General features: G+C 45.6%; 22 protein-coding genes and 1 pseudogene. 14 read left to right on the forward strand and 9 right to left on the reverse strand.

What is annotated here, in order from left to right; all coding sequences use genetic code 11:
* Positions 1 to 320: 320 nt before the first annotated feature.
* The 3 genes and pseudogenes from QUA03_RS17895 to QUA03_RS29045 form a co-directional block, all read right to left on the reverse strand.
* Positions 321 to 6353 (reverse strand): response regulator, encoded by a 6033-nt coding sequence (locus tag QUA03_RS17895; RefSeq protein ID WP_445304862.1) that lies wholly within the window; start codon positions 6351 to 6353, stop codon positions 321 to 323.
* A gap of 225 nt (positions 6354 to 6578) precedes the next feature.
* Positions 6579 to 7592, reverse strand: coding sequence for a PleD family two-component system response regulator (locus QUA03_RS17900; protein WP_333213596.1), 1014 nt, complete (start codon positions 7590 to 7592; stop codon positions 6579 to 6581).
* 514 nt (positions 7593 to 8106) lie between these two features.
* Positions 8107 to 8261: pseudogene (locus QUA03_RS29045) on the reverse strand (IS701 family transposase); the annotation flags it as partial.
* A gap of 165 nt (positions 8262 to 8426) precedes the next feature.
* Between QUA03_RS29045 and QUA03_RS17905 the strand changes: the two are divergent.
* The 6 genes from QUA03_RS17905 (at position 8427) to folP (ending at position 11975) form a co-directional block, all read left to right on the forward strand.
* Positions 8427 to 8639, forward strand: a complete 213-nt coding sequence (locus tag QUA03_RS17905; RefSeq protein WP_333213597.1) for a hypothetical protein — start codon at positions 8427 to 8429, stop codon at positions 8637 to 8639.
* A gap of 267 nt (positions 8640 to 8906) precedes the next feature.
* Positions 8907 to 9380, forward strand: a complete 474-nt coding sequence (locus tag QUA03_RS17910; RefSeq protein WP_333213599.1) for a hypothetical protein — start codon at positions 8907 to 8909, stop codon at positions 9378 to 9380.
* 100 nt (positions 9381 to 9480) lie between these two features.
* Positions 9481 to 9666, forward strand: coding sequence for a PCP reductase family protein (locus QUA03_RS17915; protein WP_006633749.1), 186 nt, complete (start codon positions 9481 to 9483; stop codon positions 9664 to 9666).
* 75 nt (positions 9667 to 9741) lie between these two features.
* Positions 9742 to 10467: a triose-phosphate isomerase gene (gene tpiA, locus QUA03_RS17920; protein ID WP_333213657.1), complete on the forward strand. Its 726-nt coding sequence runs from the start codon at positions 9742 to 9744 to the stop codon at positions 10465 to 10467.
* A gap of 217 nt (positions 10468 to 10684) precedes the next feature.
* Positions 10685 to 11023, forward strand: coding sequence for a hypothetical protein (locus QUA03_RS17925; RefSeq protein WP_333213601.1), 339 nt, complete (start codon positions 10685 to 10687; stop codon positions 11021 to 11023).
* 103 nt (positions 11024 to 11126) lie between these two features.
* Positions 11127 to 11975: a dihydropteroate synthase gene (gene folP, locus QUA03_RS17930; protein ID WP_333213603.1), complete on the forward strand. Its 849-nt coding sequence runs from the start codon at positions 11127 to 11129 to the stop codon at positions 11973 to 11975.
* On the opposite strand, the gene QUA03_RS17935 is transcribed toward folP, so the two are convergent.
* A complete protein-coding gene (locus QUA03_RS17935; RefSeq protein ID WP_333213606.1) occupies positions 11966 to 12802 on the reverse strand; it encodes a stomatin-like protein in 837 nt (278 codons plus the stop codon). The two genes, folP and QUA03_RS17935, sit on opposite strands and share 10 nt — an antisense overlap.
* Before the next feature lie 191 nt (positions 12803 to 12993).
* Between QUA03_RS17935 and QUA03_RS17940 the strand changes: the two genes are divergently transcribed.
* Positions 12994 to 13749 carry a tetratricopeptide repeat protein gene (locus QUA03_RS17940; protein ID WP_333213607.1) on the forward strand — a complete coding sequence of 252 codons (756 nt, stop codon included), beginning with the start codon at positions 12994 to 12996 and terminating at the stop codon, positions 13747 to 13749.
* A 96-nt stretch (positions 13750 to 13845) separates the two neighbouring features.
* Here QUA03_RS17940 and aroB read toward each other — a convergent pair whose 3' ends face one another.
* A complete protein-coding gene (aroB, locus tag QUA03_RS17945; protein WP_333213608.1) occupies positions 13846 to 14940 on the reverse strand; it encodes a 3-dehydroquinate synthase in 1095 nt (364 codons plus the stop codon).
* Positions 14941 to 15017: 77 nt separating this feature from the next.
* On the opposite strand from aroB, the gene petL reads away from it, so the two are divergent.
* Positions 15018 to 15119 (forward strand): cytochrome b6-f complex subunit PetL, encoded by a 102-nt coding sequence (petL, locus tag QUA03_RS17950; RefSeq protein ID WP_006633742.1) that lies wholly within the window; start codon positions 15018 to 15020, stop codon positions 15117 to 15119.
* Positions 15120 to 15566: 447 nt separating this feature from the next.
* Here petL and QUA03_RS17955 read toward each other — a convergent pair whose 3' ends face one another.
* From QUA03_RS17955 to QUA03_RS17965, 3 genes are all read right to left on the reverse strand, one after another.
* Positions 15567 to 16691, reverse strand: coding sequence for a transposase (locus QUA03_RS17955; protein ID WP_333213609.1), 1125 nt, complete (start codon positions 16689 to 16691; stop codon positions 15567 to 15569).
* 222 nt (positions 16692 to 16913) lie between these two features.
* Positions 16914 to 17234: a hypothetical protein gene (locus QUA03_RS17960; protein ID WP_333213611.1), complete on the reverse strand. Its 321-nt coding sequence runs from the start codon at positions 17232 to 17234 to the stop codon at positions 16914 to 16916.
* Between the two features lie 119 nt (positions 17235 to 17353).
* On the reverse strand, positions 17354 to 17578 hold the full coding sequence (locus QUA03_RS17965) for a hypothetical protein (RefSeq protein WP_333213613.1): 225 nt from the start codon (positions 17576 to 17578) through the stop codon (positions 17354 to 17356).
* 133 nt (positions 17579 to 17711) lie between these two features.
* On the opposite strand from QUA03_RS17965, the gene QUA03_RS17970 reads away from it, so the two are divergent.
* Complete coding sequence (locus tag QUA03_RS17970) at positions 17712 to 17924, forward strand: helix-turn-helix transcriptional regulator (RefSeq protein WP_333213615.1); 213 nt, start codon at positions 17712 to 17714, stop codon at positions 17922 to 17924.
* Positions 17925 to 18018: 94 nt separating this feature from the next.
* Here the strand turns inward: QUA03_RS17970 and QUA03_RS17975 are convergent, their stop codons facing one another.
* Positions 18019 to 18243, reverse strand: a complete 225-nt coding sequence (locus QUA03_RS17975; protein WP_333102552.1) for a KTSC domain-containing protein — start codon at positions 18241 to 18243, stop codon at positions 18019 to 18021.
* A 196-nt stretch (positions 18244 to 18439) separates the two neighbouring features.
* Between QUA03_RS17975 and QUA03_RS17980 the strand changes: the two genes are divergently transcribed.
* The 5 genes from QUA03_RS17980 to QUA03_RS18000 all read left to right on the forward strand — a co-directional run bounded on the left by QUA03_RS17980 (position 18440) and on the right by QUA03_RS18000 (position 25337).
* On the forward strand, positions 18440 to 19030 hold the full coding sequence (locus tag QUA03_RS17980; protein WP_333213617.1) for a chromophore lyase CpcT/CpeT: 591 nt from the start codon (positions 18440 to 18442) through the stop codon (positions 19028 to 19030).
* A gap of 110 nt (positions 19031 to 19140) precedes the next feature.
* Positions 19141 to 20289, forward strand: coding sequence for an NAD-dependent epimerase/dehydratase family protein (locus QUA03_RS17985; protein WP_333213619.1), 1149 nt, complete (start codon positions 19141 to 19143; stop codon positions 20287 to 20289).
* Between the two features lie 683 nt (positions 20290 to 20972).
* Positions 20973 to 22106 (forward strand): glycosyltransferase family 1 protein, encoded by a 1134-nt coding sequence (locus QUA03_RS17990; RefSeq protein WP_333213621.1) that lies wholly within the window; start codon positions 20973 to 20975, stop codon positions 22104 to 22106.
* A 322-nt stretch (positions 22107 to 22428) separates the two neighbouring features.
* Positions 22429 to 22671 carry a hypothetical protein gene (locus QUA03_RS17995; RefSeq protein WP_333213623.1) on the forward strand — a complete coding sequence of 81 codons (243 nt, stop codon included), beginning with the start codon at positions 22429 to 22431 and terminating at the stop codon, positions 22669 to 22671.
* Positions 22672 to 22685: 14 nt separating this feature from the next.
* Positions 22686 to 25337, forward strand: a complete 2652-nt coding sequence (locus tag QUA03_RS18000; protein WP_333213625.1) for a GAF domain-containing protein — start codon at positions 22686 to 22688, stop codon at positions 25335 to 25337.
* The last annotated feature ends 150 nt before the right edge of the window (positions 25338 to 25487 follow it).

Consider the following 25487-nt stretch of genomic DNA (forward strand, 5'->3'; position numbering starts at 1 on the left):
AGTCATAATAGATTATTTAATATGCTGCGTGATTACACAATCATTCTGCCTATTCAGGACGGCGATGTCTGAGGGGTGAAACCCCTCAGACATTCGCCAACAGTCTCTTAAAATAAAAAATATAATTTATGAACCGCAGATGACAAGGAATTGATGCTGATTCACGCAGATGCAGAGAAGAGATATATGAATAATAATTCCGATGCTAACAGATTTGGAACCAGGCTTGATCATGCGTATGCGATCGCATAGTCATTTTGCGGCATCCGGGTGACAGTTGCCTAAGTCCTGATGCAAAAAGATACCTATTTAATGGACTTTCATAGATTAGTTTCGCTCTTTTGTAGTTCTTGTTGGAGAGTATTTTTGACACGATCGTACTCACCCTCGATTTGAGCCAATAGGGTTGAGGCTTGATCTAGTTCACCAGAGGTACTGATGACTTCTAACCTGCGACAAAGCTGGGCGAGAGGAGCAGCGCTTAGATTCGCACTACTACCTTTGAGGGTATGAGCCACTCGCTTTAGGGTTTGAGTATCCCCTTGGGCGATCGCTAATTTCATAGCTTCTAGCAACTTTAGACCTTCCTCCAAGTAGCAGTTCGCCAGCAAGCTCAAAATCTGGGTTGAATCTTGATCGATGCTGCTACAGAAAGCTTGCAGTTCTGTAAGATTAACTGCTGGCACATCAATTTCTGGCTTGTTGCTATCTGGTTCCTCCTTTTGGGCCTGCTGCGGTTCCGGGTTGGGTGGACACTGACTCAGCGCTTGGTTGAGAGCCTCTAGTCGAATTGGTTTACTGATATAGTCATTCATGCCAGCATCAAGACAAACCTGGCGATCGCCCTGCATGGCATTTGCCGTCATGGCAATAATCCTGGGACGAGTATGAGCCGGCCACTCCTGGCAAATACGACGGCTGGCTTCTAGTCCATCCATCTCTGGCATTTGTACATCCATCAGCACCACATCATAAGGCTGGCGATTCAGGGCTTCCAAAACTTCTAATCCATTGGCAGCAATATCTGCCCGGTATCCCAAACGCTCTAACAGCAGCAGTGCCACCTTCTGATTCACCAGATGATCTTCTGCTAAAAGAATTCGCAGTGGGAGTCTCTGGGCCAGTTTCATATCATCCTGAACAGATATAGGAAGTTGTTGTTGAACTTTTTTCGGTTGAGCTTGTAGCACATGGATCAGTATTTGATAGAGCTGGGATTTTTTGATGGGTTTGCTTAAAAAAGCCGCAAAGTGGGTCGATAGCGCTGAAGAACTCGCTTCTGGGTAGCCCATTGAAGTCAGCAACACTAGGGGTAAAGGGTGGCACTTAGGATGCTGGTGGATGGCTGAGGCGAGTGTGAGACCGTCCATTTGTGGCATTTGCATATCTAAAATAGCCACATCAAAGGTTTCTCCACTCTCAAGCCAATTGAGCGCTTCCACAGCCGATTGGGCAGCCAGACTCTGCATCCCCCAAGTCTCTGCTTGCAACGTCAGAATCTTTCGGTTAGTGGGCTGGTCATCCACGATTAATAAACGCTTGCCAGATAGTTCTGGTACCATTTCCATCGGTTCCGCTAACTCAGTAGCCACAGAGGATGCCACAATCGTGAAGTAGAAGGTAGAACCCATTGTGACTCGATTAAGCTTAGCGGCTTGCCATTTTGGTGAAGGGGTTCCTCCGATGTGGCCTCGGCTTTCAACCCAGATCGTGCCGTTCATCGTTTCACTAAGTCGCTTACTAATCGCCAGACCTAAACCTGTCCCTCCATACTGCCGAGTCGTCGAAGCATCTACTTGACTAAAAGACTTAAACAGTCGATCGAGCCGGTTGGCTGGAATGCCAATGCCTGTGTCTTGAATGGCAAACTGGATTTCATACAAGCTTTCTGACAAGTTACCTGGCTCAGAAATTGTTTTGTCAGGATCAACTAGAGAGGCTTCCACGGAAATGGTAACTTCCCCAGTTTCGGTAAACTTAATCGCATTGTTGAGCAAGTTAACTAGAATCTGACGGAGACGGGTGACATCACCCAAAATCAACTTAGGAGTCTGAGGCTGGATGAGGTAGCCCAACTCAATATCCTTCTCATCTGCTTTAACTGCAAGTTGGTCGATCGCATTTTCTATGCAATCTCTCAAGCTCAAGGGATGCTTTTCTAACTCCAGCTTGCCCGACTCAATTTTGGAGAAGTCAAGGATGTCGTTGATGATACTCAGGAGGGTATCCCCACTATTGCGAATCGTCTCGATAAAGTCTCGCTGTTGAGCCTTGAGTTCTGTATCCAGCAGTAGTCCCGTCATGCCAATAACCGCATTCATGGGAGTGCGAATTTCATGGCTCATCATCGCCAGAAACTCACTTTTGGCTCGGTTCGCAGCTTCTGCTTCCCGTCTAGTTTGCTCCAGGGCACAGTTTTTCAGAGTTAATTCTTCTCGTTGTTGAGTTTCTTGCTCTAGTAACTTGGCTTGAGCTAGGGCAATTCCTACTTGAGCCGCGACGGATTCTAGCAACTCCACTTGATCGGTAGTCCAATGACGGTAACGATCGCACTGGTGCAAACAAATGGCACCATTCGGTTCTCCTTGGTAAGAGGTTCGCACTGCTAATGTCGATCTCAAATTCAGACGGGTACAAATTGAATGAGCACAGGTGACCAATGAATCGCAGTAGACATCCGGGGAGGCGATCGCTTCATCTTGAGCCATCAACCGTTTTGTATAAGCAGGACTCGCCGCCAGAAGGTTATGCTCGCCGCTAGGCCCAGAGCCCACTCCTAGATACTCTGCAACGACAGGAAACTGAGCCAGTGGATTGTCCTGGTATGTGCTAATTAAGCAGCGACTGACCCCAAAAGTTTGCCCAATCTGAATAGCAGCCGTTGCAAATATCTGCTGAGCATTAAGGCTTTGACGAATTTCTTGGGTAATTTGCTTCAGCAGTAGGGCCTTTTGCAACTGTCGTTGTAGTGCTTCTTCTGCCTGCTTGCGATCGCTAATATCCTTCATGAAGCAGTGATGCCCGACAAACACATTTTGCTCGTCATAAGCAGAAACCATCACCAATTGTTTATAGAAGCTAGAGCCATCTTTTCGCATTCCCCTAGCTTCCGCTTCGACTCTGCCGTCTCTCAACATTTGCTCATAAGCAGCCCCCATCTTCTCAACATCTTCAGGATGAAAGGTTTTTTGCCAGTCCATCCCTAGCAGTTCCTCGGGCTGATATCCGCAGATGGCAGCATAAGTCACATTGACAGAGATATAGCGTCCTTGAGGGTCAAGCCGAGAAATGCCTGCCACGGCATTTTCTAGAGCCGCACTCATTTGTTGCAGTTCTGCTTCGGCTCGTTTGCGATCGCTAATTTCAATTAGAATGCAACCCACTGCTATAGGCTGCTCTGCATCCTTGAAAATGGGAAAGTGAGAAACGAGCCAGTGGCGCTTGACACCCGTTTGACTGGATAGTGCTGTGCTCATTTCCAAGTTGATGGAAGGTTTTCCTGTCGTTAAAACCTGTTGTAACAGTGCATTTACAGTAGGAGCAAATTCCCCCAAAATATCATCGGTTGTCTTACTTAAGTGAGCCTCCACAGAGTGGCCATTAAATTCAGCTAGTGCCTCATTGATTTGTAAAAATCTCAACTGCCGATCGTGGATACACAGCCCCACCCCTGCTAGGGAAGCTCCTTTAAAAAAAGCATTCAATAATTGCTCTCTGGCTTGAATTTCCTGCTCTAAGTTTTTGCGCTCGGTAATATCGCTGTGAGAACCAGTCATACGGACAACTCGGCCCGCTTCATCCGAAAGCGCCTGCCCTCGAGTTAGAATCCACTTGTAGCTCCCATCCTTACAAAGAACTCGATGTTCCGTAGTATAAAAAGAAGTTTTTCCCTCAAAGTGATCTTGAATTACTTGCATGACGCAACCGAGATCCTCGGGATGCACCCGCTTGCTCCATTCGTCCAAGTGATGGGGAATTTCATGGTCTTCGTAGCCCAACATTTCTTTCCAGCGAGCGGAGAAGAATACTTCATTGGTGTTGACGTTCCAATCCCATACCCCATCATTACTACCACGTAGGGCGAGTTCCCACCGCTCTTCACTCGCTTGCAGAGCGACTTCTGCCTGATGCCGTTCAATTTCACTACCAATCCATTGAGCCATCAGCTTCAGTAATTCCACATGGGCAGATTTAAAGCTGTCTGCACGGGGAGATTTACTAGAAAAGCTGAGTGTACTGTAGACTTGGCCTGCAACTAAAACTCGTGTTCCAATATAAGCTTCCATGCCAAGGGCAAGATAGGCAGGATGGTAACGCCATTTTGAGGTGCCTATATGTTCGATGGTTAGGGGTTCATTTGTGTCTAAAGCTTCACAGCACAAAGTTTGCTTAATATCAAAGACATCACCTGGTTTCAGGACTCGATCGGGCGATCGCGCAACCATCACCTCATAACGGTTATCTTGCACACGAGCCAAGACGCCACTTTCAAGCCCCAAATTCTGACATCCCATGTCAATCAACGCTTGGATGCGCTGCTCAAAATTGAGATTTTGGGTAGCAGTGACTTCATATAAAGCTCGTATCGCCGCTTCTCTTGTTCTTAGTTCAGATTCGGCTTGTTTACGTCTCTTAATTTCCCCTTTCAGAGAGTGATTGATTCTGGATAATTTTTGCGTTCGTTCGTGAACCCGCTGTTCTAATGTAGCGTTGGCGTGTTTAATCTCCCTAAATTTTTGATAAAGCGCGATCGCCATCAATTGAAAATTGCGAGCAAGCTCATTGATTTCACTAACAGAGGTATGTTTCCATTCAAATGTTTCTTCTGAAAGCTTGTTGGGTAAGTCAGTAGTCGCACGAGCTAAATAAGATAATGGCTTGACCAGTCGTTCGCTAACCAACGTTGCAAACAAAAATGCCAACATTGTGACGACGAGTAGAATACTCAAGTCAACCTTGTAGCGATTTTGTAAATTTTCTACATAGGGAGCTGCTGGAATTTGTAAGCGTAATTTCCAGTCGAGATCGGAGCTAATAGTAAATTCCTGTATATACAGAGAATTTTTCCAACGGATCATCGGATTCTTGCCATTGCTAGGAAGCCACTGCTGCAAGGTTCCCTCTAAGGTGCGAGTGCTGCCGTCCTTTGACTCCTGAACACTGGTCAAAAGCTTTTGGTCGGATTGATTACTAGCAATGACTCGGTTGTTTTCATCGAGTAATGTAATGCCTAGTTGCTGATTGTTTCTCTGGAAAATGTAGAGAGCTTTGATCTGGCTTAATGCTAATGAACCGTGGATCAGCCCAAGAAAACGACCTTGAAATTGCAGGGGTACATTCAATCCTACATGAGGTTCGTCCACTAATATATCTTTGTGGATAGGAGTCATCCAAGGTCTCAACCGCTCTTGAGCCAGGGGAATTAGAGATTGATGTTCCCTGCTTTGTTCGATCAATCGCCGGCGGGTTTGATCTAAAGGAGAAGAAGTAGCTAAAATTGTTCCAGATGAATCGGCAACATAAATTGTGTCGAAATCTGGAAACAACTGCTCGATCAGGCGAATGTCTTGTTGTAGCTGCTGGGATGAATGAATCGCTTGATTAGTAGCAGTGGTGGCTTCAGGCATGAGCGATATGTCAGCTAATTGGTTCAAAGCTGTGAGGTATCGGTGATGCCATCGAGATATTGCGCTAGTGATAGTTTTTGCGTTTGCTTGTAACTCCGTTTGCACCGTCGTTGGGATTTGACCAACAAAGTATCTACCATCAAGAACTAATAGCATCAGTCCTGGAATAAAGACAAAAGCAACCAAAAGATGAAAAATAGTTTGTTGTAAAGAGAGGGCGAGATGCTTTGAAGGACTAATCCACCGAGAAATCGGCGCATACGAAATGATTAAGCTGGCAACTAAGGCATTAAAAATGCCGTTGACTGCTTGCTTGCACATAACGAGGATGGTCTGATTCGCTTCCATGTGCATCATTTGACCGTAGAAAAGCCAAACGAGGGGCATTCCAATTAAGAACCAGTAAATCCCATCGAATAAAAGGATATTTGGCTGTTGGCGCTTCTTGCAAAGAAACCCTACAAACAGAGCCTCAATTACCAAAATAATCGTGGCGTATGGATGATGCCAAAGGATATAAGTATAGCTGCCTGCAATTAGACCAGCCACGCCTCCCCAGCCCCAGCCGAAGTAGTAAGTAATAATCAGTATGGGAATACTGCCAAAGAGGAAATCAACCCCAAAGAAAAGAGACAAATTGCAATGGTTGCCCAGAACACCCGCACCAGTGAGAAGGGCGATCGCACCAAACCATCTTTGATCACGCACTGAGCTAGCTCTTTCCATAAACTTCTAGAATCGCTACTTGCTGAATATAAACTAATTTTGATAAAAAATTGTCGTAGACACACTCTCGTTCTATCCCTGACAGTTTTCATGAATGTCGCACAACCGATTATTGAGGCTTTAATACTAAAATCAAGGCTTACTCATGTAGGACTTGATATTTCCCTAAACTTTTAAAAAATAATTATTCCAAATTACGAGAGGCATAGTTTTTACCCTTATGATTTAACGGGTGAATTCATTAACTGTATGAATCTTGGTGCAAAAAGTATTACGACCTTTGTCTTTGGCTTGATAAAGTGCTGCATCGGCAGCAGTAATTAAAGTTTCTGGCCGGCTCTCTTGGGTAGGAATCACACTGGTAATACCGAAGCTGAGCGTAATGCAATGATTCGGAGAACTCTTATGAACTATTGCTAAAGCTTGGATGCAAGCCTGAATTTTTTTAACGATTTGGACGGCTCCCTCAAGCTCTGTTTCGGGCAAAATCACTACAAATTCTTCACCTCCATAACGTGCGACTAAATCTCCAGCTCGATTAATACTGCGATTGAGAGCTGCGGCAACTTGCTGTAAACATACATCCCCTGCTTGATGTCCATAAGTATCGTTGTAAGGCTTGAATAAATCGATATCACACAAAATCAGTGACAAAGGAGTTTGCTGCCTCGTCATGCGTCGCCACTCCTCCTCTAGCTGTTGGTCAAACTGACGGCGATTGGCAATCTGAGTCAAGCCGTCAATTGACGCGAGGTATTTTAATTGCCGATTGGCGGCTTCTAGCTGTTTGTAAAGTAGGGTTTGTTGCTGTTGCAAGTGGAATTGCTGAATCAACCGTCGCACTCTCTGTCCCAGAACAGCCCAGTGAATTGGTTTGGTTATATAGTCAGCCGCTCCCGCTGCAAACGCTCGATCGACAGATTCTTTGTCTTCCAAGCTAGTAATCATCAAGATAGGTGGGCGATCGCTCTGAGCCACTTCAGATAATTTTTGACAACAAGCAAAACCATCCATAGTGGGCATCACTGCATCTAGCAGGATGAGGTCTGGATGTACTTCCTCATAAACTGCTAGCCCTGTCAACCCATCATTAGCTTCAGCCACTCGGTATTTTTCCTTCTGTAAATACAGTCGAAGTTGCAAACGCATCAAGGCATCGTCATCCACAATCAGAATTAGAGAGGACGATTCCGTAGATGGGTTAGTCGAAATGGCTGACTCTTCTAATGATTGATACATACGTCATGGTGTATCTCAAGCTTTGGAAATATTCTAGCCTAGCATATTTTGAGCTTGGGATGGAAAGTAAAAAATTGGCTAATATGTCATAAATTATACACCAGCTAAGCTGCCGCAACAACATCCTAGGTAGCGTCCGGTTTATTAAACCAACAGCCACACTCTACTTAAAATTTGTCGCTTTTTTTCGGAGATATAAAGTCTGGTCACTTGCACTAATTTTTGTAAATATGTAATTATTTTTGGGGTTTTAAACAGTTTTTACAACGTTGAGCGAGCTTTGACGAACGATCGCCTGTTATCTGGCGATCGCCGCTCGAATAATATGCTATATTTCTCAACTTAATTCAGCCTTTTTTAGGTGCATCAAATTCCTACCTCATCTTTGAGCGATCGTCCGAGCTATTTTTGGGAAATACATCTGATGGTCACATTATCGCGTATAGCTTCGCCCTTAGTTGAGCGTTTGTTCGCACTAGGAAGCTCTGACGGCTAAAAGGCGTAAGCTTTGTTAAGAAATATTTACAGCCTTTTGCGCGTTCTCGGATAGGTTGTTTCTCTCCTTTCTCCCAATAATCCCCCCAGATAGTGTCTAAACTCCTGTCTTTGGGCTTGAGTCTGGAACACATCGTCAAAGCGTTGGCACTATCTTTCAAAGCATGGGGGCATGGAAGCTAATACTATAGAATTCTCGCATCATTTGTGAATTTCTTACGGACTCCCCGCGAGTTCGGGGAGGGTTGGGGTGGGTAAAAAAAATATGACTCTTGCAAGAATTGCTATATAATATAATCACTGGAAAACAGTAAATTAACTTGATAGAGATCACTAACTATGGAAGTAGCACTCGCTGATTTTTCTCAAAGCTTTCAAAAAACGAAAGAAGTTTGGACGGAACAAGTCGGACAAGCAGTGAATTCTATTTCAGAAGCAACAGCAGAACCTAAATCCTCTCTCTCCGAAACTGCATTTCAGGCAAAAGAAGCTCTCAGTCAAACTACTAATTCTGCAGTTAATACTGTTAATCAAGCTACGAACAATGCTTGAGGTACTGTAGCGGAGAAAATAGAAAAAGCGAGAATTTATATATCGGAAGTCGGCAATCAAGCAGTTAGTCGCATCAGTGAAAGTACCAACAAAGCTGTTGATGCTGTTTCTCACTCTGCGGCAACTGCTAAAGAAACTATTAATCAAACGACTAACTCTGCGATCAATACTCTGAATCAAAGCACTAACCAAGCTGTAGAGAGTGTAAATCAAGCTACCGAAAAGGCTAAGGCTTCATTAGAAGATAGCATTAACAAGGCGGGAAATATGAGCGGTGCCGTTTCAGATGCCATCAAAAGTGCTATCAATGGTACTGTCAAAGATTGGATTGATGCTCACCCTGTAGTCTTCTGGTTGGTGAGTCATCCGCTGATATTTTTAGCAAGTTTGCTACTATTTATATTCATTATATTGGGTCTTTTTCAGGGTTTAAGTAGCTTTTTTGCTGGAGGATGGTTATTTATTCTGCAAAGCCCTGTAAAATTTATGCAAAGAGTTGTGAGTGTCGGCTCTAAATCTGTAAGTAATGTCGGTGGAGTGGCTGTAAACTCATTGGTTTCAAAGAATCCCCAAGACAAAAATAATTCAGGTTTACAATTGAGGGGAGTTGAATCAAACCGTTTGGAGTCTCAAGAACGACTTGCTAATATTTTGGGCAGATTGGAGGCAATTCGAGAAGAGCAGAATCAGCTTTTACAAGAAGCGTCGGCTATTTTAGGCAACAAATTTAAGGCAGAGTGATCAGGTGTGGGGCGATCGCAACTCGTGGTAAATTTAAGACATCCAGGCTTTCCATCAAAGCCAGATCCATGAAGGCTTGTAGTCGATCGCTCAATACGCCATGCCCGATTCCGAATTTTCCGATGATTTAAAATGGACGCCAGAAGCCAAGGCGAAGCTGAAAAATATTCCCTATTTTGTCCGGGGACAAGCTCGCGTCCGCATCGAGCAGTTGGCCCGCGAAGCCGAAACCGAAGTCGTCACCGTTGACTTAGTTGAGCAAGCTCGCATCGAGTTTGGGCAATAAGGCCTCGAAATGTACCCTAAAGCTTTAAACTATAAGTTGCCTGATTTTGATGTTCACAGAGCTACTGAGTCACCCGTGCGGAAAATAGTTATTGCTGGCAACTGGAAAATGTACAAAACTAGGACTGAATCCCTAGAGTTTCTTCAAGGATTCATGTCCTGCCTGACGGAAACCCCAGAGGAACGGGAAGTCGTGCTTTGCGTTCCCTTCACTTCCTTGGCTGTCCTCTCGAAAAATTTGCACGGCAGCCGGATCAGACTCGGTGCTCAGAATGTTCACTGGCAAGAGTCTGGAGCTTTTACTGGGGAAATTTCCGGGCCAATGCTGAGTGAACTTGGTGTCCGTTATGTCATCATCGGCCACAGCGAGCGACGCCAATATTTTGGGGAAACTGACGAAACGGTCAATTTGCGGCTAAAAGCGGCTCAGAAATACGATTTAATTCCGATTCTGTGCGTTGGGGAAACCAAGCAGCAGCGAGATGCAGGGGAAACTGAATCTCACATTTTTTCTCAGTTGGCAAAAGATTTGGTTGATGTTGACCAAAATAAGTTAGTCATTGCTTACGAACCGATTTGGGCGATTGGCACTGGCGATACTTGCGAAGCTAAGGAAGCTAACCGAGTTATTGGTTTGATTCGCAGTAAATTGACTAATCCTGGCGTGCCAATTCAGTACGGCGGCTCTGTTAAACCGGAGAATATTGATGAAGTTATGGCGATGCCTGAGATTGACGGGGTTCTGGTAGGCGGTGCTAGTTTGGAAGCTGCGAGTTTTGCTCGAATTGTCAATTACAAATAAGTCCTAATGGGTAATTAGTAATTGGGGGGTTATGCCAGGAGTTATGACACCAAAACCAGATAATCTGTAAGAGTTATAGCAGACGAAAGCTGGAAAATTGTTTGCTTCAACACTTGAACCAGGACAGTAGGAAAAGTGTCATACACTCCTCTAGCAAACTTTGTTAAACAATTAAAAATCGAGTTTAAGTAAAATAAAACTTTAAAAGGACATAGGCATGGATGCACTCGTAGCAACAATCGCACAAATTTTAGATTACGTTCACACCCAAGGACCAAACGCGATCACGCAGCTAACCGCACTACTCACAGCTCTCAAAGCGGGAGTTGGAGCTGTGGCGTTTCTGTCTGGCTTGGTTGCTCAAGAACCCGCTATTACTGCGGCGTTACCTGCTGTCACTGAAATTATCAGCCAGTTGATAGCTTTAATCAGTTCCGGGGCGGGAATTACTGAAATAGCAACGGGGCTCGGTCAATTGGCGACCTTGCTAGGATTGTCTATTGAGACTGTTGTCTCTGTCTTGCAAACGATTGGCGCTTTATTGGTAGCATTTTAAATTGAGTCGCCTAGCTTTTTAGGGAATTAACCACGCCTTCCGACTTACGCGCTCGCACTGGGCGGATCAGCTAGTCGAAAAAGAAGGTAGTCACCAAATAAAAATGACAATTAGAGGTCAATCTTTCGAGTGGGGAAAACGCACTTATTTAATGGGCGTTTTGAATGTTACCCCTGATAGCTTCAGCGACGGCGGAGATTTCTATACCATAGAATCTGCTTTGGCGCAAGCGGAAAATATGGTAAAATCGGGGGTAGATATTATTGATATTGGCGGTCAATCTACTCGGCCTGGTGCAGCGGAAATATCATTAGGAGAAGAGATTAATCGCGTTATACCTGTCGTACAAATACTCCGACAAAAAGCCGATATTTTTGGCTCAGTTCCTATTTCAGTCGATACTACCAGAGCGCAGGTTGCGAAAGCTGCGGTTGAGGCGGGAGCGGATATAATTAACGATATTTCGGGAGCTACTTTTGATGCGGAAATGCTGTCAACGGTTGCTCAGTTAAAAGTGCCAATAATTTTGATGCACATTCGGGGAACTCCCCAAACGATGCAACAACTGACAGATTATCGGGATTTAATGGGGGAAATTGGGGGATTTTTCGAGAGTCGAATTGCTGCAGCAGTTGCTGCGGGGATTGACAAATCTCAAATAATTCTCGACCCTGGTATTGGCTTTGCCAAGACTTACAGTCAAAACTTAGAAATTCTGCGAGATTTGCGAAAATTCCGTGTTTTAAACTGTCCGATTTTAGTCGGAGTATCGCGAAAAAGCTTCATCGGTCACATTTTGAATCAGCCAGAAGCGAAACAAAGAGTTTGGGGGACAGCGGCGGCTTGTACAGGTGCGATCGCAAATTTGGCAGATATCTTGCGAGTTCACGATGTCAGAGAAATGCACGATGTTTGTCTGGTTGCCGACGCTATCTTCAGAAATCAGTCTTGAGAAGTGTGAGTATCAATAACTTTCATTTCCCCGCCCTCAGAATGAATGACATCGGGCATAGAACCCATCAGCTCGCCCAGAGCTTCCGTCATGCTTCTCGGATCCATAAACAGAATTTTGGCATTGTCGCTTTCGCCCAATTTTTGTTGAGCGTCTAAGTATTTTTCGGTTACTAAGTAATTCAAAACTTGCTTACTATTGGGATGGGAGTCTAAAGCTTCAACTAAGAGCCTCATATACTCCTTAGTGCCGATCGCCTTATTAACCATTGCTTGCCACTCGCTCTTAGTGGCGCGCTCCAATTCCATAGCTTCTTGCACCCTTTTCGGAGGTGTAATGCTTTGAATTTCCACCCGAATTACTTTGACACCCCAAGTTTCGGTAGCTTCGTCCAACTTTTTGAGTAACTTTTTATTCATGTCATCTCGGGAACCCAAGATGTCTTGCATTGGCAATCGACCAATTTCAGCGCGAAACGTCGTTAACACTAAGTTGGCGATCGCATTTTCAATTTGATCGATTCCATAATAAGCTTTCTGTAAATTCACAACCCGCCAATACACAACGGCATCGACTTCGAGAGCCACATTATCTCCCGTGATTGCTGACTGAGGTTTAATGTCTAAAACTCTTTCACGGCTTGTGTCCACGCAGACGACTTTTTCGACCAGGGGACTGATAAAGTGGAATCCTGGCTTGAGGGTGCGCTTGTATTGACCCAAACGTTCCACTAAAGCTTCGTCGCCACCGCTGACTATTTTGACGCTTGAGTTAACAGCGTAGCCGAGGATGAGCGCAAAGAGCATGGTAAGAATAGACTGCCCCATTTCTATTTTCCTGCTAAGGTTGACTGAGAATCGATCGGAATTCTACTCTAATTTAACTCAAACTCGGCCCCGCAGTGCTAAAATATCTCGACTGTTAATAACTACCTATTTCATCGGGTGGGCCCCATCGGCTCCGACTCTTACGGCGCTAGTGAAACCCAGGATATCAACAACACGTTTCCACAAAAGACATGAAAAACGATCGAGAGTTTCGCTTGTTCAAACCCTTAAGGTGGATCGCCCCAAGCATTTTGGTGGGTGCAGGAATCTGCAATGCAGCAGTGGCTCAATCGGCACAAGCTGAGCCAATCGCCCTGCAACTCTCGCAAAACTCGCAGCCACCGCGCCGAGGCCCTGCTGTTCGGGAAGTAATTTCCTACGAAATGAAGGGAGACGAACTCAGGATTTGCAAGCAAGAAGGCAACTCCGAGAAAAAGTGCCAAGTTGTAGGTAAAGGCTACACGGTGGGCTTGAGAACTGCCAACGACCTTTACGGTCAAGGGAATCTTGTCAATGCCGAAGCTTTGTACCGACAACTAATCGCTCGCTATCCCAAAGAAGCGGATGCTTATTACAAGTTGGGAACTATGCTGTCGGGGCAAGATAAAATGAGCGATGCGATCGTTTTATTCCAAAAAGCAATTGAAGTCAACCCACAGCACGCCAAAGCTCACAACGATTTAGGCGTGGCAATGGCAAGTCAAGGCCAGTTGCCAGAAGCAATTGTTCAGTGGAGACAAGCCGTTAAAATTAACGATCGATATCCCGATGCTTTAAACAATTTAGGAGTCGGTTTGTACCAGCAAGGAGACAAGGAAAACCAAGCGGAGGCGGTAGCCAGTCTCAAAAAAGCTAAGGAGTTATTTATCAAGCAAGGTAGAACTCAAGCTGCTAACAGAGTAGATAAAATTTTGGAGGAAATCAATTCGCGATCCAGCGAGTCCTAAACTCAACCGCCGATCGCACATTGAAAGAAAAAACACCTTTGGCGATCGGCGTTAATGGGCGTTCAGCGGCGGTTAAACAGCCCCAAAAACGAGAATCTAAAGCATTTCCTTCAAAACTTGTATAATCAAATCCCCATCCACCCGATCGCTCACAGCAGCCTCACCCAAGCGCACCGGCAGCACAAACCGCACCTTGCCATCCTGCACCTTCTTATCCAGTTGCAAAGTATGCAAAATTTCCTCAACATCCACACCCGCCGGCAATTTGGCAGGTAAACCCGCTTTTTCAATCAAAGCAGACTGACGGCGATCGCACTCAGCATCCCACATTCCCAACTCCACAGCCAATCGGCTTGACGCAGCCATGCCGATTGCCACTCCTTCCCCGTGATTGATCACCTTGTAATTGGTCAAACTTTCCACAGCATGACCGATGGTGTGTCCGTAATTCAAAATCGCCCGCAAACCCGATTCCTTCTCGTCTTTGCTAACCACCTCAGCCTTAGCTTGGCAAGACCTGCTTAAAATTTCAGCCAACAAATCCGCCTTCACATAGCGCATTTGATCCAAACGCTTGCACTTTTCCAACTTTTCAAACAATTCAACATCCCAAATCACTCCGTACTTAATCACTTCCGCCATCGCCGAACGAAACTCCCTCGCCGGCAGAGTTTTGAGTACATCCGGGTCAATTAACACCAAACGTGGCTGGTGAAAAGCCCCGATTAAATTCTTCCCTAAAGGATGATTTACCCCTGTTTTGCCACCAATAGAAGCATCAACCATCGCCAGCAGCGAAGTCGGAACCTGCACGACATTAATTCCCCGCAGCCAAGTCGCCGCCGCAAAACCCGTCATATCGCCCACAACCCCGCCGCCCAAAGCGACCATTGTCGAGGAACGTTCTAAGCGGTTTTCCAAAGCCGCACCGTAAATTTTCTGTACCGAATTTAAAGTTTTGTACTGTTCTCCCGGTGGTAAAATGCAGCTACCGACTTCCAGACCGGCTGATTCGAGGGCTGCGGTTGCTCTTTCGCCGTACTGCCGAAAAATCGACTGATTGGACACCAGCAGCACTTTTTTGCCCAAACTTAGATCGCCCATCAGACTGCCGAGTTCGTCTAATCCGCCCGATCGCACGCAAACATTGTAAGATTGTGGCCCCAAGTCAACTTTAATTATGGATTGCATATTTATCTAATTTAGATATTAGATTTTAGATTATAGTTCTTATAGGTCTTTTTATTGATTGTTTTGGAGAAATTGCAATGACTCTTAGCGGAGCAATAACTTATTTTGGGATTTTTGGCGGCATGATCGGCTTGGCGACAGTGCTGATGTTTGGTCTCCGGGCTGTCAAACTCATCTAATTTGCTAATTTAGATGTCTCAACCAGAGGATTTAATCTCTGGCAAAAGTATCAGTTCGACAACGTATTTGCGCCAAAAATCTCTAGGTTTATCTGTAGATTGACGGCGCAAATGCTTCATTTCATAAAACTTTTGGATTGAACGATCGTGCTTATTCTAATTGACGAGCATCTTCAGCAGGTGGATGCCAACCACATTTTACCCAAAACCTGCGCGATCGCCGAATCGAATCCTCTTCATCATAACGTTCATAATTAAGGTCAAGCCGATTGCACGTTGCTCGACCTATGGGAGTTTTAGGGACAATATTTAGACCATCTGCTGTCCAGATAAAATGTTCTGACCACTGCTGCTGACGAGAATTAAATAATAAACATTCTTGCTGAGTTTCCTGGTCAATTCCGTTGTTGACATACTCCCCTGCCTAAAGGCGAGGGGATTCTAAGCTCAGCCAGCAATTGCAGGCGAAGCCTGTCTAACATTGCCTAACTTAGCGGTCGATGCCCCAACCGCTTGAATATTTTTAGCTGCGTTTTCATCCCGTCCGTTCACCGATTGACAGGACGGACAGCGCCATTCACGAACTGACAGATCCAACTCTTTCAGAACGTGTCCACAATGCGAACAAGTCTTGCTGGATGGATACCAACGGTCGATGAAGACTACTTCTTTTTCTTTCTTCTTAGCAACCCATTGAAGAATTGAGAGGAATTCACCAAATGCCAGATCCGAGATTTTGCGTCCCCATAAGCGCTGCATCCCTTTGAGATTCAACGTCTCAAAGCACAATACATCAAACTGATTCGTCAAATCATGTGCCAACTTCCAAAACCAATCAGAGCGGCGATTAACTACGTCTTCATGTTTGCGGACAAGATTCAATCTCGCTCGTTCTCGATTCGCTGAACCTTTCCGTTTCTTTGAGTGCTGACGACTGGCTTTCTTGATGACATTGAGTGATTGTTTGAGGAATTGAGGCGATTCGATTTTGGAACCATCCGAGACGGTGAGGAACGTTTTCAGCCCGAAATCAAAGCCAGCGATGCGACTCGTCTCGACTCTAATTTCAGGCCGGGTCACGTCGTCAACAACCACGACCATGAACAGTTCTCCGAGCGGAGTCCGTTTAATGGTGAGTGTCTTGACGTTACCCTCAATGTCTCTAGAATTCCAATACTGATAGACCTTGCTCCCAATCTTGATGCGATTGCCTCCCAAGAATTTGTAGCCAGCCTGCTTGAGGGTGAAGGATTTGTATTTTCTAACCTTCTTAAAGTTGGGGGGTCTAACTCCTTTTTTGTGATGCTTAAAAAACAGTTTGTAGGCTTTCTCAATGCGTTGACAGATATCCTGTACAGCTTGAGAACCGACTAATTTCCAAAACGGGTTACGTTTCCGCAGTTTTGCGATATGAGCCTGAAGTTTTGCACAGTTCAAATGCTTACCCCAAATCCGGTAGTACCGTTTGTGGAGGGCAATGCAATGGTTATAAATCACCCCAGCGGCATTGATTGACCGCTTGAGATGTTTATTTTGCTTGCTTTGATAGAGCTTGAACTTCAGTGTCTTCATGTTAGTATTGTATATCATTTAGATCTACTCACGCAATGAAAAAGAGCGTATTTTTCCGACTCACAGAAGAATAATTTAAGAAGCTAGAAGCTTATTGCGAATCAATAGGAATATCTTTCATCAGATATCTTAAGGGAATTCATTAGAAGCCTTAAGACAAAGAAAAAGCCGTCCTAAAGGGACGGGGCTTTAGACCCATTTTCTCGGTAAAGCGATCTGGGCTTAGATATTCTGGAGAGTGGCAGTATTCGCAGAGATATTTAGCTCGTTGTCGTATAAATTGTCGAGTGCGATCGGACACCATTTAGCTTGGGTGGAAAGTTGGGCGTTAATCAAGGTAAAAATTCGGGATAGTTCGATGATGCCAGCTAATTCTGGAATTTCATCGACAGTTAACAAATCTAGTCTTTTTATCTCTAGCAGTTCTTCCATGCGAGATTGGAGATCGTCGGTAAATCTGAATAAGTAAATATTCCCAAATTCTACCATTTTGATGCCTTGGGGCATCAAAGAAGAAGGTTTCACCATTAATTGAGTATTCATAGGGATCAAAACTCTCAGATACTCTTGGAATATTGTAGCTTATCCGTTGTTAAGTGAATTTAAGGAAAGAGCGATCGCACTTGCTATAAAACACGATCGATCCTGATTAATTAAAACATTCAATCTAATTGAGTCGATCGAACTTCTGCCAATTTCTCAGCCCCTGTCGTATCAAAAACTATCGCGTGTTTAGCCGTCGGCAACAACCGCCATAAAATCTGTATGTATCCCTCCGCATCGCCCCGACGGTGGAACCGAGCAACCACCAATCGCTGCATATTTGGTAATTGCCGCACGATACACCAGGTATGAGTGTTTAATTTGGGCTTGGATGTTGGTATCATAGGGTAATCCTTCCCCACGTTCGTGGGGTGTGGTAGAAAAAGCGATCGCCCTTAAGTTTTCGAGGCTAGGAGGGCGATCGTTTTCACTGTACATAGATCATATGTTGCATACGCATCAATGTCAAGTTAAAACATGGGATACGTTAGACTGCGGATTCGAGAACTAGCTGAGCAAAAGGGTTGGACACTAAAGCAAGTTGCCGATCAATCCGGAGTTAATTACAACACTGTCAGAAGCTACGTTCAGCGCGATGCTTTGAATACAGTCGATCTTTCTGCTGTCTACAAAATTGCCCGCGCCTTCGACGTGACAATGGAAGATTTGGTCGAGATTTTGGAAGATTGAGGGCGCACCAATGGGGCGTGTTCGACTAAAAATTCTAGCGCTGGTAGAAGAAAAGGGCGATCGCGCTAATGGGATACGTTGATTAATGCCGTACTTATCGCCGCCGTTTCTTTACTTGTTCGTAGGGGAAACAATCAATAACGTCAGATAGCATATAACTACCTTTGGAATCTGATTCCATCAGTTCCAAGTAGACAGTCTTGGGGACTTCAAAGTATCGATATGTTTTGCCACTATTGAAAACAACTTCGAGGGTGTAGCTTTCCTCGTCATAACCCGCAGATTGGATCATGCTAGATTCAACAGGTTCTAGTTTCATGGTAATTAGGCGATGCTTTTCTCTAACTATTTATAGCCGATCGCCCTGCAATTTAAATTAGCCCGCCTAAAAAAACAGAATACTCAGATCCTCGACTTCGCAGAAGTCCGGGATGTAGCGCGCGATCGCCCGCTTTCCCCTAAAATAACTTCTACTCCCCCAATCCAAAATCTAAAATCTAAAATCTAAAATCGATATGTCTCATTCCACAGATATCGTCACCCTCGCCCGCTGGATGGCTGCCGATTTCAGCAACCAAGCCCAAGCCTTTGAAAATCCGCCATTCTTCGCCCACATCCGCGTCTGCATGAGGCCTTTGCCGATCGAAGTTCTGGATGGGATCAGCTTGTACCTAGAACAAGCCTACGATATTGAACTGAATGTACCGTACCGAGTCCGAGTTTTGAAATTAGTCCCGGTGGGCGATCGAATCGACATCGAAAATTATGCCATAGAAAACGAAGAACAATTCTACGGCGCTGCCCGCGACCCGCAACGGCTGCAAGAAATCAAAAAAGCACAACTGACTCTACTTCCCGGCTGCACCTTTATTACGCAGTGGACGGGCAACAGCTTCAAAGGGTCTGTCGAACCCGGAAAAGGCTGCATGGTGGTCAGAAAGGGCAAAAAAACCTATTTAGACAGCGAATTCGAGATTGACCAAGAAAAGTTTATTAGCCACGATCGCGGACGTGACCCAGAAACCGACGCCCACGTCTGGGGTGCCCAGGCCGGCCCCTTTGAATTCACCCGCCGAGCCAGTTTCGCCGACGAAATTCAGGTTTAATCTAAAAAAACAGACTCCTTCCTGGGCGAACACGCTTGATTAAAGGTTCAGAATGCACCAATACCTGGTACATTAACCCAGTATTGGCAAGCAAGATTCACCGTTGATTTATGAAAGTCCTGGTTATTGGTGGCGATGGCTATTGCGGTTGGGCAACCGCACTCTACCTTTCTAACAAAGGTTACGAAGTTGGCATCCTCGACAGCTTCGTGCGGCGGCACTGGGATCTGGAACTGTGCAGCGACACCCTCACTCCCATCGCACCGATTCAGCAACGACTCCAGCGATGGCAAGATTTAACGGGCAAGTCGATCGACTTGTTCGTCGGTGACATCACCAACTACGATTTTCTCAGCAAAAGCATGAGAAAATTTGCACCAGAGGCGATCGTCCATTTCGGCGAACAGCGTTCGGCACCTTTCTCAATGATCGATCGCGAACACGCAGTCCTTACTCAAGTCAATAACGTCGTCGGGACACTCAACCTGCTGTACGCCATCCGCGAAGACTTCCCCGATTGTCACCTAGTGAAATTGGGGACAATGGGCGAATACGGCACGCCGAATATTGACATTGAAGAAGGCTACATTACGATCGAACACAACGGGCGCAAGGATACACTACCCTATCCCAAACAACCAGGCAGTTTCTACCACCTGTCAAAAGTCCACGACTCCCACAACATCCATTTTGCTTGCAAAATCTGGGGTTTAAGAGCCACCGACTTAAATCAGGGCGTAGTTTACGGCGTGCTCACAGATGAAACCGGCATGGATGAACTGCTGATCAACCGTTTGGACTACGACGGAGTATTCGGTACAGCATTGAACAGATTTTGCATCCAAGCTGCGATCGGTCATCCTTTGACGGTTTATGGCAGTGGCGGACAAACCCGCAGCTTCTTAGACATTCGGGATACCGTGCGGTGCGTGGAATTAGCGATCGCCAACCCCGCCGAAGCCGGACAATTCCGCGTCTTCAACCAATTCACCGAACAATTCAGCGTCGGCGACTTAGCCTCCTTGGTGCAAAAAGCAGGCACGGCAATGGGATTAAAAGTAGAAATCAACAACATCGAAAATCCCAGAGTCGAGAAAGAAGAACATTATTTCAATGCCAAAAACACCAATTTGCTAGATCTCGGTTTGCAACCGCACTATCTCTCAGATTCCCTGCTCGATTCTCTGCTGAATTTTGCTACAAAATATCAGCACCGTGTGGATAAAAACCAGATTTTGCCGAAGGTTTCTTGGAAGTAAGTTCTGGTATCTATTTGCGGGGTAAGAGATTTTTTAACGAACCGCGAAGGCGCGAAGCGCGCGAAGTAAGAGAAAAGAAGGGAAGATAGGAGAAGGGTTCGCAAGTTCTGAATGGACTTGGCTGTATATTACGATAATCTATCTTTTTTATCTCTTGCTCTGTGTTCTCTGTGTCCTCTGCGGTTAATTAAAAGATGGCATCAGGTTTTTACTGCTGGCTTGTTTGAGAAGAAAAGCCGTGAAAAGTCGAATTCTAATTCTGTTACTTTTAGTGGTTATGCCTGGATTTTCAGCGAAGGCAGTTTGGGCTTATTATTTAATAGGACAATGGGCTGCTGTAACGCCGAGCGATCTAAATTAGTGGCGAGTTAGCGAAGGCTTATCTGCCACTTAAAAAGCAAGATAAATTGCCGGAACAGCACAGGAAATTTACAGAATTAATTGCTTGACCAAAAGTGTGGGATGGCTTTTAGGTGGGATAATTGTATCAATTGGCATTCAGGGAATTGGCATTTTATCCCAAAAACCTCTCGCTCGGAATTAGCTGTACTGCAACTGACAGAAAAAGTGTAGAAAAGCAGCCGATAGCACGCCATGACTGACTCCCCCCGACACAGTGTATCCTGTTACCGATGACGTTTGCCCCAAGCTATAATTATCTGCTCCCTAAGTAACTTATTTTTATGAAAATTGCTCTTTTCACTGAAACATTTTTGCCGAAAATAGACGGCATTGTAACGCGCCTGATTCACACTGTAGATCACTTGCAGCGATCGGGCGAACAAGTTCTGATATTTTCTCCAGATTACGGAATTAAAGAATACAAAGGCGCACGAGTTTACGGTGTGGAGGGTTTGCCTTTGCCGATGTACCCGGAATTGAAAATGGCACTGCCTTCTCCGGCTGTAGGTCGCCAATTAGAGCAGTTTAAACCGGATATTATTCATGTTGTCAATCCCGCTATTTTGGGATTGGGCGGTATATATTACGGGAAAAAGTTCAACATTCCGATTTTGGCTTCTTACCACACGCATTTGCCGAAATATTTGCACCATTACGGTTTTGGAGTCCTCGAACCTTTATTGTGGGAATTGCTCAAAGGTGCTCACAACCAAGCAGAATTGAATCTGTGTACTTCTACAGCAATGGTGGAAGAACTCAGAAACCACGGCATCGATCGGGTAGATTTGTGGCAGCGGGGCGTAGATACTGAAATGTTTGTCCCGGAATTGGCAAGTCGAGAAATGCGATCGCGCCTTTCTGCAAATAACCCAGACAGTCCCCTGCTGCTGTACGTCGGCCGCCTCGGTGCAGAAAAAGAAATCGAACGCATCAAACCCGTCCTCGCAGCAATTCCCGATGCCCGCCTCGCCTTAGTGGGAGACGGCCCGCATCGGCAAACCCTGGAACAATATTTTGCCGGTACACCCACCAATTTTGTCGGCTATCTCAAGGGGCAAGAACTGGCAAGAGCTTACGCATCTGCCGACGCCTTCATTTTTCCCTCCCGCACCGAAACCCTGGGCTTAGTGCTCCTAGAAGCCATGGCTGCGGGGACGCCTGTAGTGGCAGCGCGCAGCGGCGGAATTCCCGATATCGTCACCGACGGTGTTAACGGATATTTATTTGATCCCGCCGACGAAGAAGGAGCACTCGCCGCCACCCAGCGTCTGTTTGCGAATCCTGAAGAACGGGAAACCCTGCGCCATAACGCTCGCCGAGAAGCCGAACGCTGGGGTTGGGCCGCCGCCGCCGCACAACTGCAGCGCTACTATCAATCAGTGGTGTTTGCCCAGTCTGTGCCCAGAGCGGCCTAAATGTCAGGATCTGTAGCATTTTTAAACATTACCGCCAGCTTAGCTTCGCTGTTCGATCGTCAGTTTGTATTGAATACGGATGTTTTCAAAGATTGATCGAACTTTTTTGCTGTATAAATTACCGTTGTTATCCTGCTGTTGCATTTACCATTAAACTATGAGTAAGCTCTGTAGGAATGCCTTGCGCGCTGCTTTCATAGCGCCCTTTAGCTGACCGGATACGGTCGCCGAGTGCGCTAAAACAGTCACACCGCGCGCTGGGACCGAGAACAGGGCGTCCAATCCACATTGCACTCTCGATCCAACTAAAGCCTGTCACCTAATGTTCAGGCTAGCAGTTTTGCTAACTCAAGTTCAGCTTGAATTGACGAACCCTCATCAGTATCGAGGTTGTAAAAAAGATCGATCGAGCATACATAACAAGCAAACTGAAGTTGCGTGCGCCACTTTTGAACTCACGATTCATCAAAGCGACAAGCGAGTGCCGATGCGCTTGCAAACAAATTCAAGAGTTTGCACCGCCGAATCTAGCGCCGATCGACCTGCGGTCAGTCTACCCCTCTGAGCAAGCAGTTAATCATGACATTCTCCAATACTGGTAGCGTTCTGGCTACACTGACTCAAGTCAATTTTATGGGGGCATTGACCTCCCGTGTTAAGAGCCTGCCAGTTCCTGAATTAGTGTGCCTGCTGGACTTTATCACGGCTGAATTTCAGCAATTTATCCGGGCGATGGACCTGATTAACAATGAAGCACTCGAAAGTCTCTTAGAGCAACTTTTAGATGCCTTCACTGTCAAAATTGGTCAAATTTTGCAAGCAGACCGGACAACAATTTTTTTGGTTGACTCGAACAAAAATCAACTGTGGCACAAAACCGTCGATCCACTTACGGGCGAGGATGTAGAAGTGCGCTTGCCGATGGATGCAGGCATTTTAGGCTATGTAGCAACAACCGGAAAATCGATTAATGTCGCCGAAGCTCGATCGCACGAGTATTTTAATACCGAAGTAGACGAACCACCGGGCTATCAGATCGAGACCATCCTCTGTATGCCAATTTTTAGCAGCAAGAGCCAACATGAACCCGTAGCGGTGGTCAGATTGTTAAATAAAGCTGGCGATGCCCCCTTTAACGAGGAAGACGAACAGCAGTTCCAGGCTTTTGCAGATTCGATCGGGATTATTCTCGAAAGCTGTCAGTCTTTCTACGTCGTGGCGCGCAACCAGCGAGGGGTTGCCGCACTTTTGAGAGCCACCACGACTTTGGGTCAAAGTCTTGACTTGGAAACAACTTTGCGCTCTGTAATGGATCAAGCTCGCGACTTGATGCAAGCCGATCGCAGCACGCTATTTTTGTTAAATCGGGAAACCAACGAACTCTGGACAAAAGTCGCCAAGGCTGACGGCACAACGATGATGGAAATTCGTATTCCCGCGAATAGGGGAATTGCTGGCTATGTCGCTTCGACTGGTCAACCTCTAAATATTACAGATGCTTACGACGATCCCCGCTTTGACCCATCTACAGACCAGCAAACGGGATACCGCACTCGGACTGTTTTGTGTATGCCGGTGCATAACGCTAAAGGTGAGCTGATCGGGGTAACTCAGCTAATTAATAAGAACCAAGGTAGTTTCACCCCTTCCGACGAAGAGTTTTTGCGAGCGTTTAATTCCCAAGCGGGAATGGCGCTGCAAAATTCTCAACTGTTTCAAAACGTGATGGTGGAAAAGCAGTATCAAAAAGATATGCTGCAAAGTCTTTCAGATGCAGTAATTTCCACCGATTTACAGGGGCGAGTTGTAACAATTAACGAAGCAGCGCTGGAATTGTTGGGCTGTCCGGTAAATCAAGCTAAAAGCAAACACAATCCCCAGATTTGGGAAGATAAACTGGTGAATCGCTATGTTTGGGAAGTTGTGCCGATCGACAATTTGCAATTTCGACTAGAAGACAGTCTCAAAAATGCTGCCCGACATTACGTTCCTGAACAAAGTTTAACTGTGGGACTGTTGGTAGAAAAAACGCTAAATTCCCAAAAAAAAGAAGAAGAAGAAAGTTATATTTTGGCCGTGCCCGATCGCACTGATCCTAATTTATATTACGCTTGGGGCGAAAACCGCGCGTGGACTGAGGAAGTAGCGCTGGCAGAATTAGCTAATGCCCAATCTCTATTTGCGCTGCGAAATTCTGCCCTGTATCACCCTTATTGTCCGCTGCCCATCCCCGCCTCTCGAATTAAAGTAATTGAACGTAGTTTGAATTTGACTGTCAACCCGCTGATCAATCCAGAGGGCGGCGTGCGCGGAGGTTTAGTGGTACTCGAAGACATCAGTCGCGAAAAGCGGATGAAAAATACGATGTACCGCTATCTGACTCCTGGAGTCGTAGATAAAGTGATGGCCTTGGGTGAAGGCGCCCTGATGGTGGGCGAACGCAAAGAAGTGACTATTTTATTTTCCGACATTCGCGGCTACACCACGCTGACTGAAAATTTGGGAGCGTCGGATGTGGTATCCCTGCTGAACGAATATTTTGAGACGATGGTGGAGGCAGTTTTCCACTACGAAGGCACTTTAGACAAGTTTATCGGCGATGCTTTAATGGCGGTTTTCGGCGCGCCCCTGCCGCTGAATCCCCCGGAAAGTCATGGTTGGATGGCGGTGCAGTCGGCTTTAGATATGCGCCGGCGTTTGAAAGAGTTTAATGATTCTCGCCCCGGCGAAGATCCATTTCGCTTCGGAATTGGAATTAGTTCCGGAGAGGTGGTTTCGGGAAATATTGGTTCTCAAAAGCGAATGGATTACACGGTAATCGGCGATGCGGTGAATTTGAGTTCGCGATTGGAACAGCTTACAAAGGAGTACGGCTGCGATATAATTTTGAGCGAATTTACATACAGTTTGTGTCGCGAAGGGATTTGGGTGCGAGAGTTGGACAAGGTGCGGGTTAAGGGCAAAAATCAGCCAGTGGGTATTTACGAGTTGCTGCAAAATAGTTCTGAACCCATGGATGGGGAAACCGTTCGGTTTTTGGAACTTTACAGTAACGGTAGGGATGCTTATATTGCTAGAAATTTTCAGAAAGCTATTAGTTATTTTGAAGCGGCTTTAGCAATGCGACCCAGCGATCGACCTGTGGAAGTTCACCTAGACCGATCCCTGAGCTATTTGGAAGTACCCCCGCCCGATGATTGGGACGGTGTGCATACGATGACAACCAAGTAGTAGATCATATTACATCCGAGTGTTCAAAAGTAAAAAGATTTGATAAAGATTTTAAATCTTCCTTATGACAGAGTTAACAAGTGTAAAAATGTGAAATGATAAATCGGATGGCATATTAAAGTTAGTATTTATTTCCAGGCTAACAATTAA

It is taken from the genome of Microcoleus sp. S36b_A4 (assembly GCF_036700645.1).
Taxonomy (GTDB): Bacteria; Cyanobacteriota; Cyanobacteriia; order Cyanobacteriales; family Microcoleaceae; genus Microcoleus.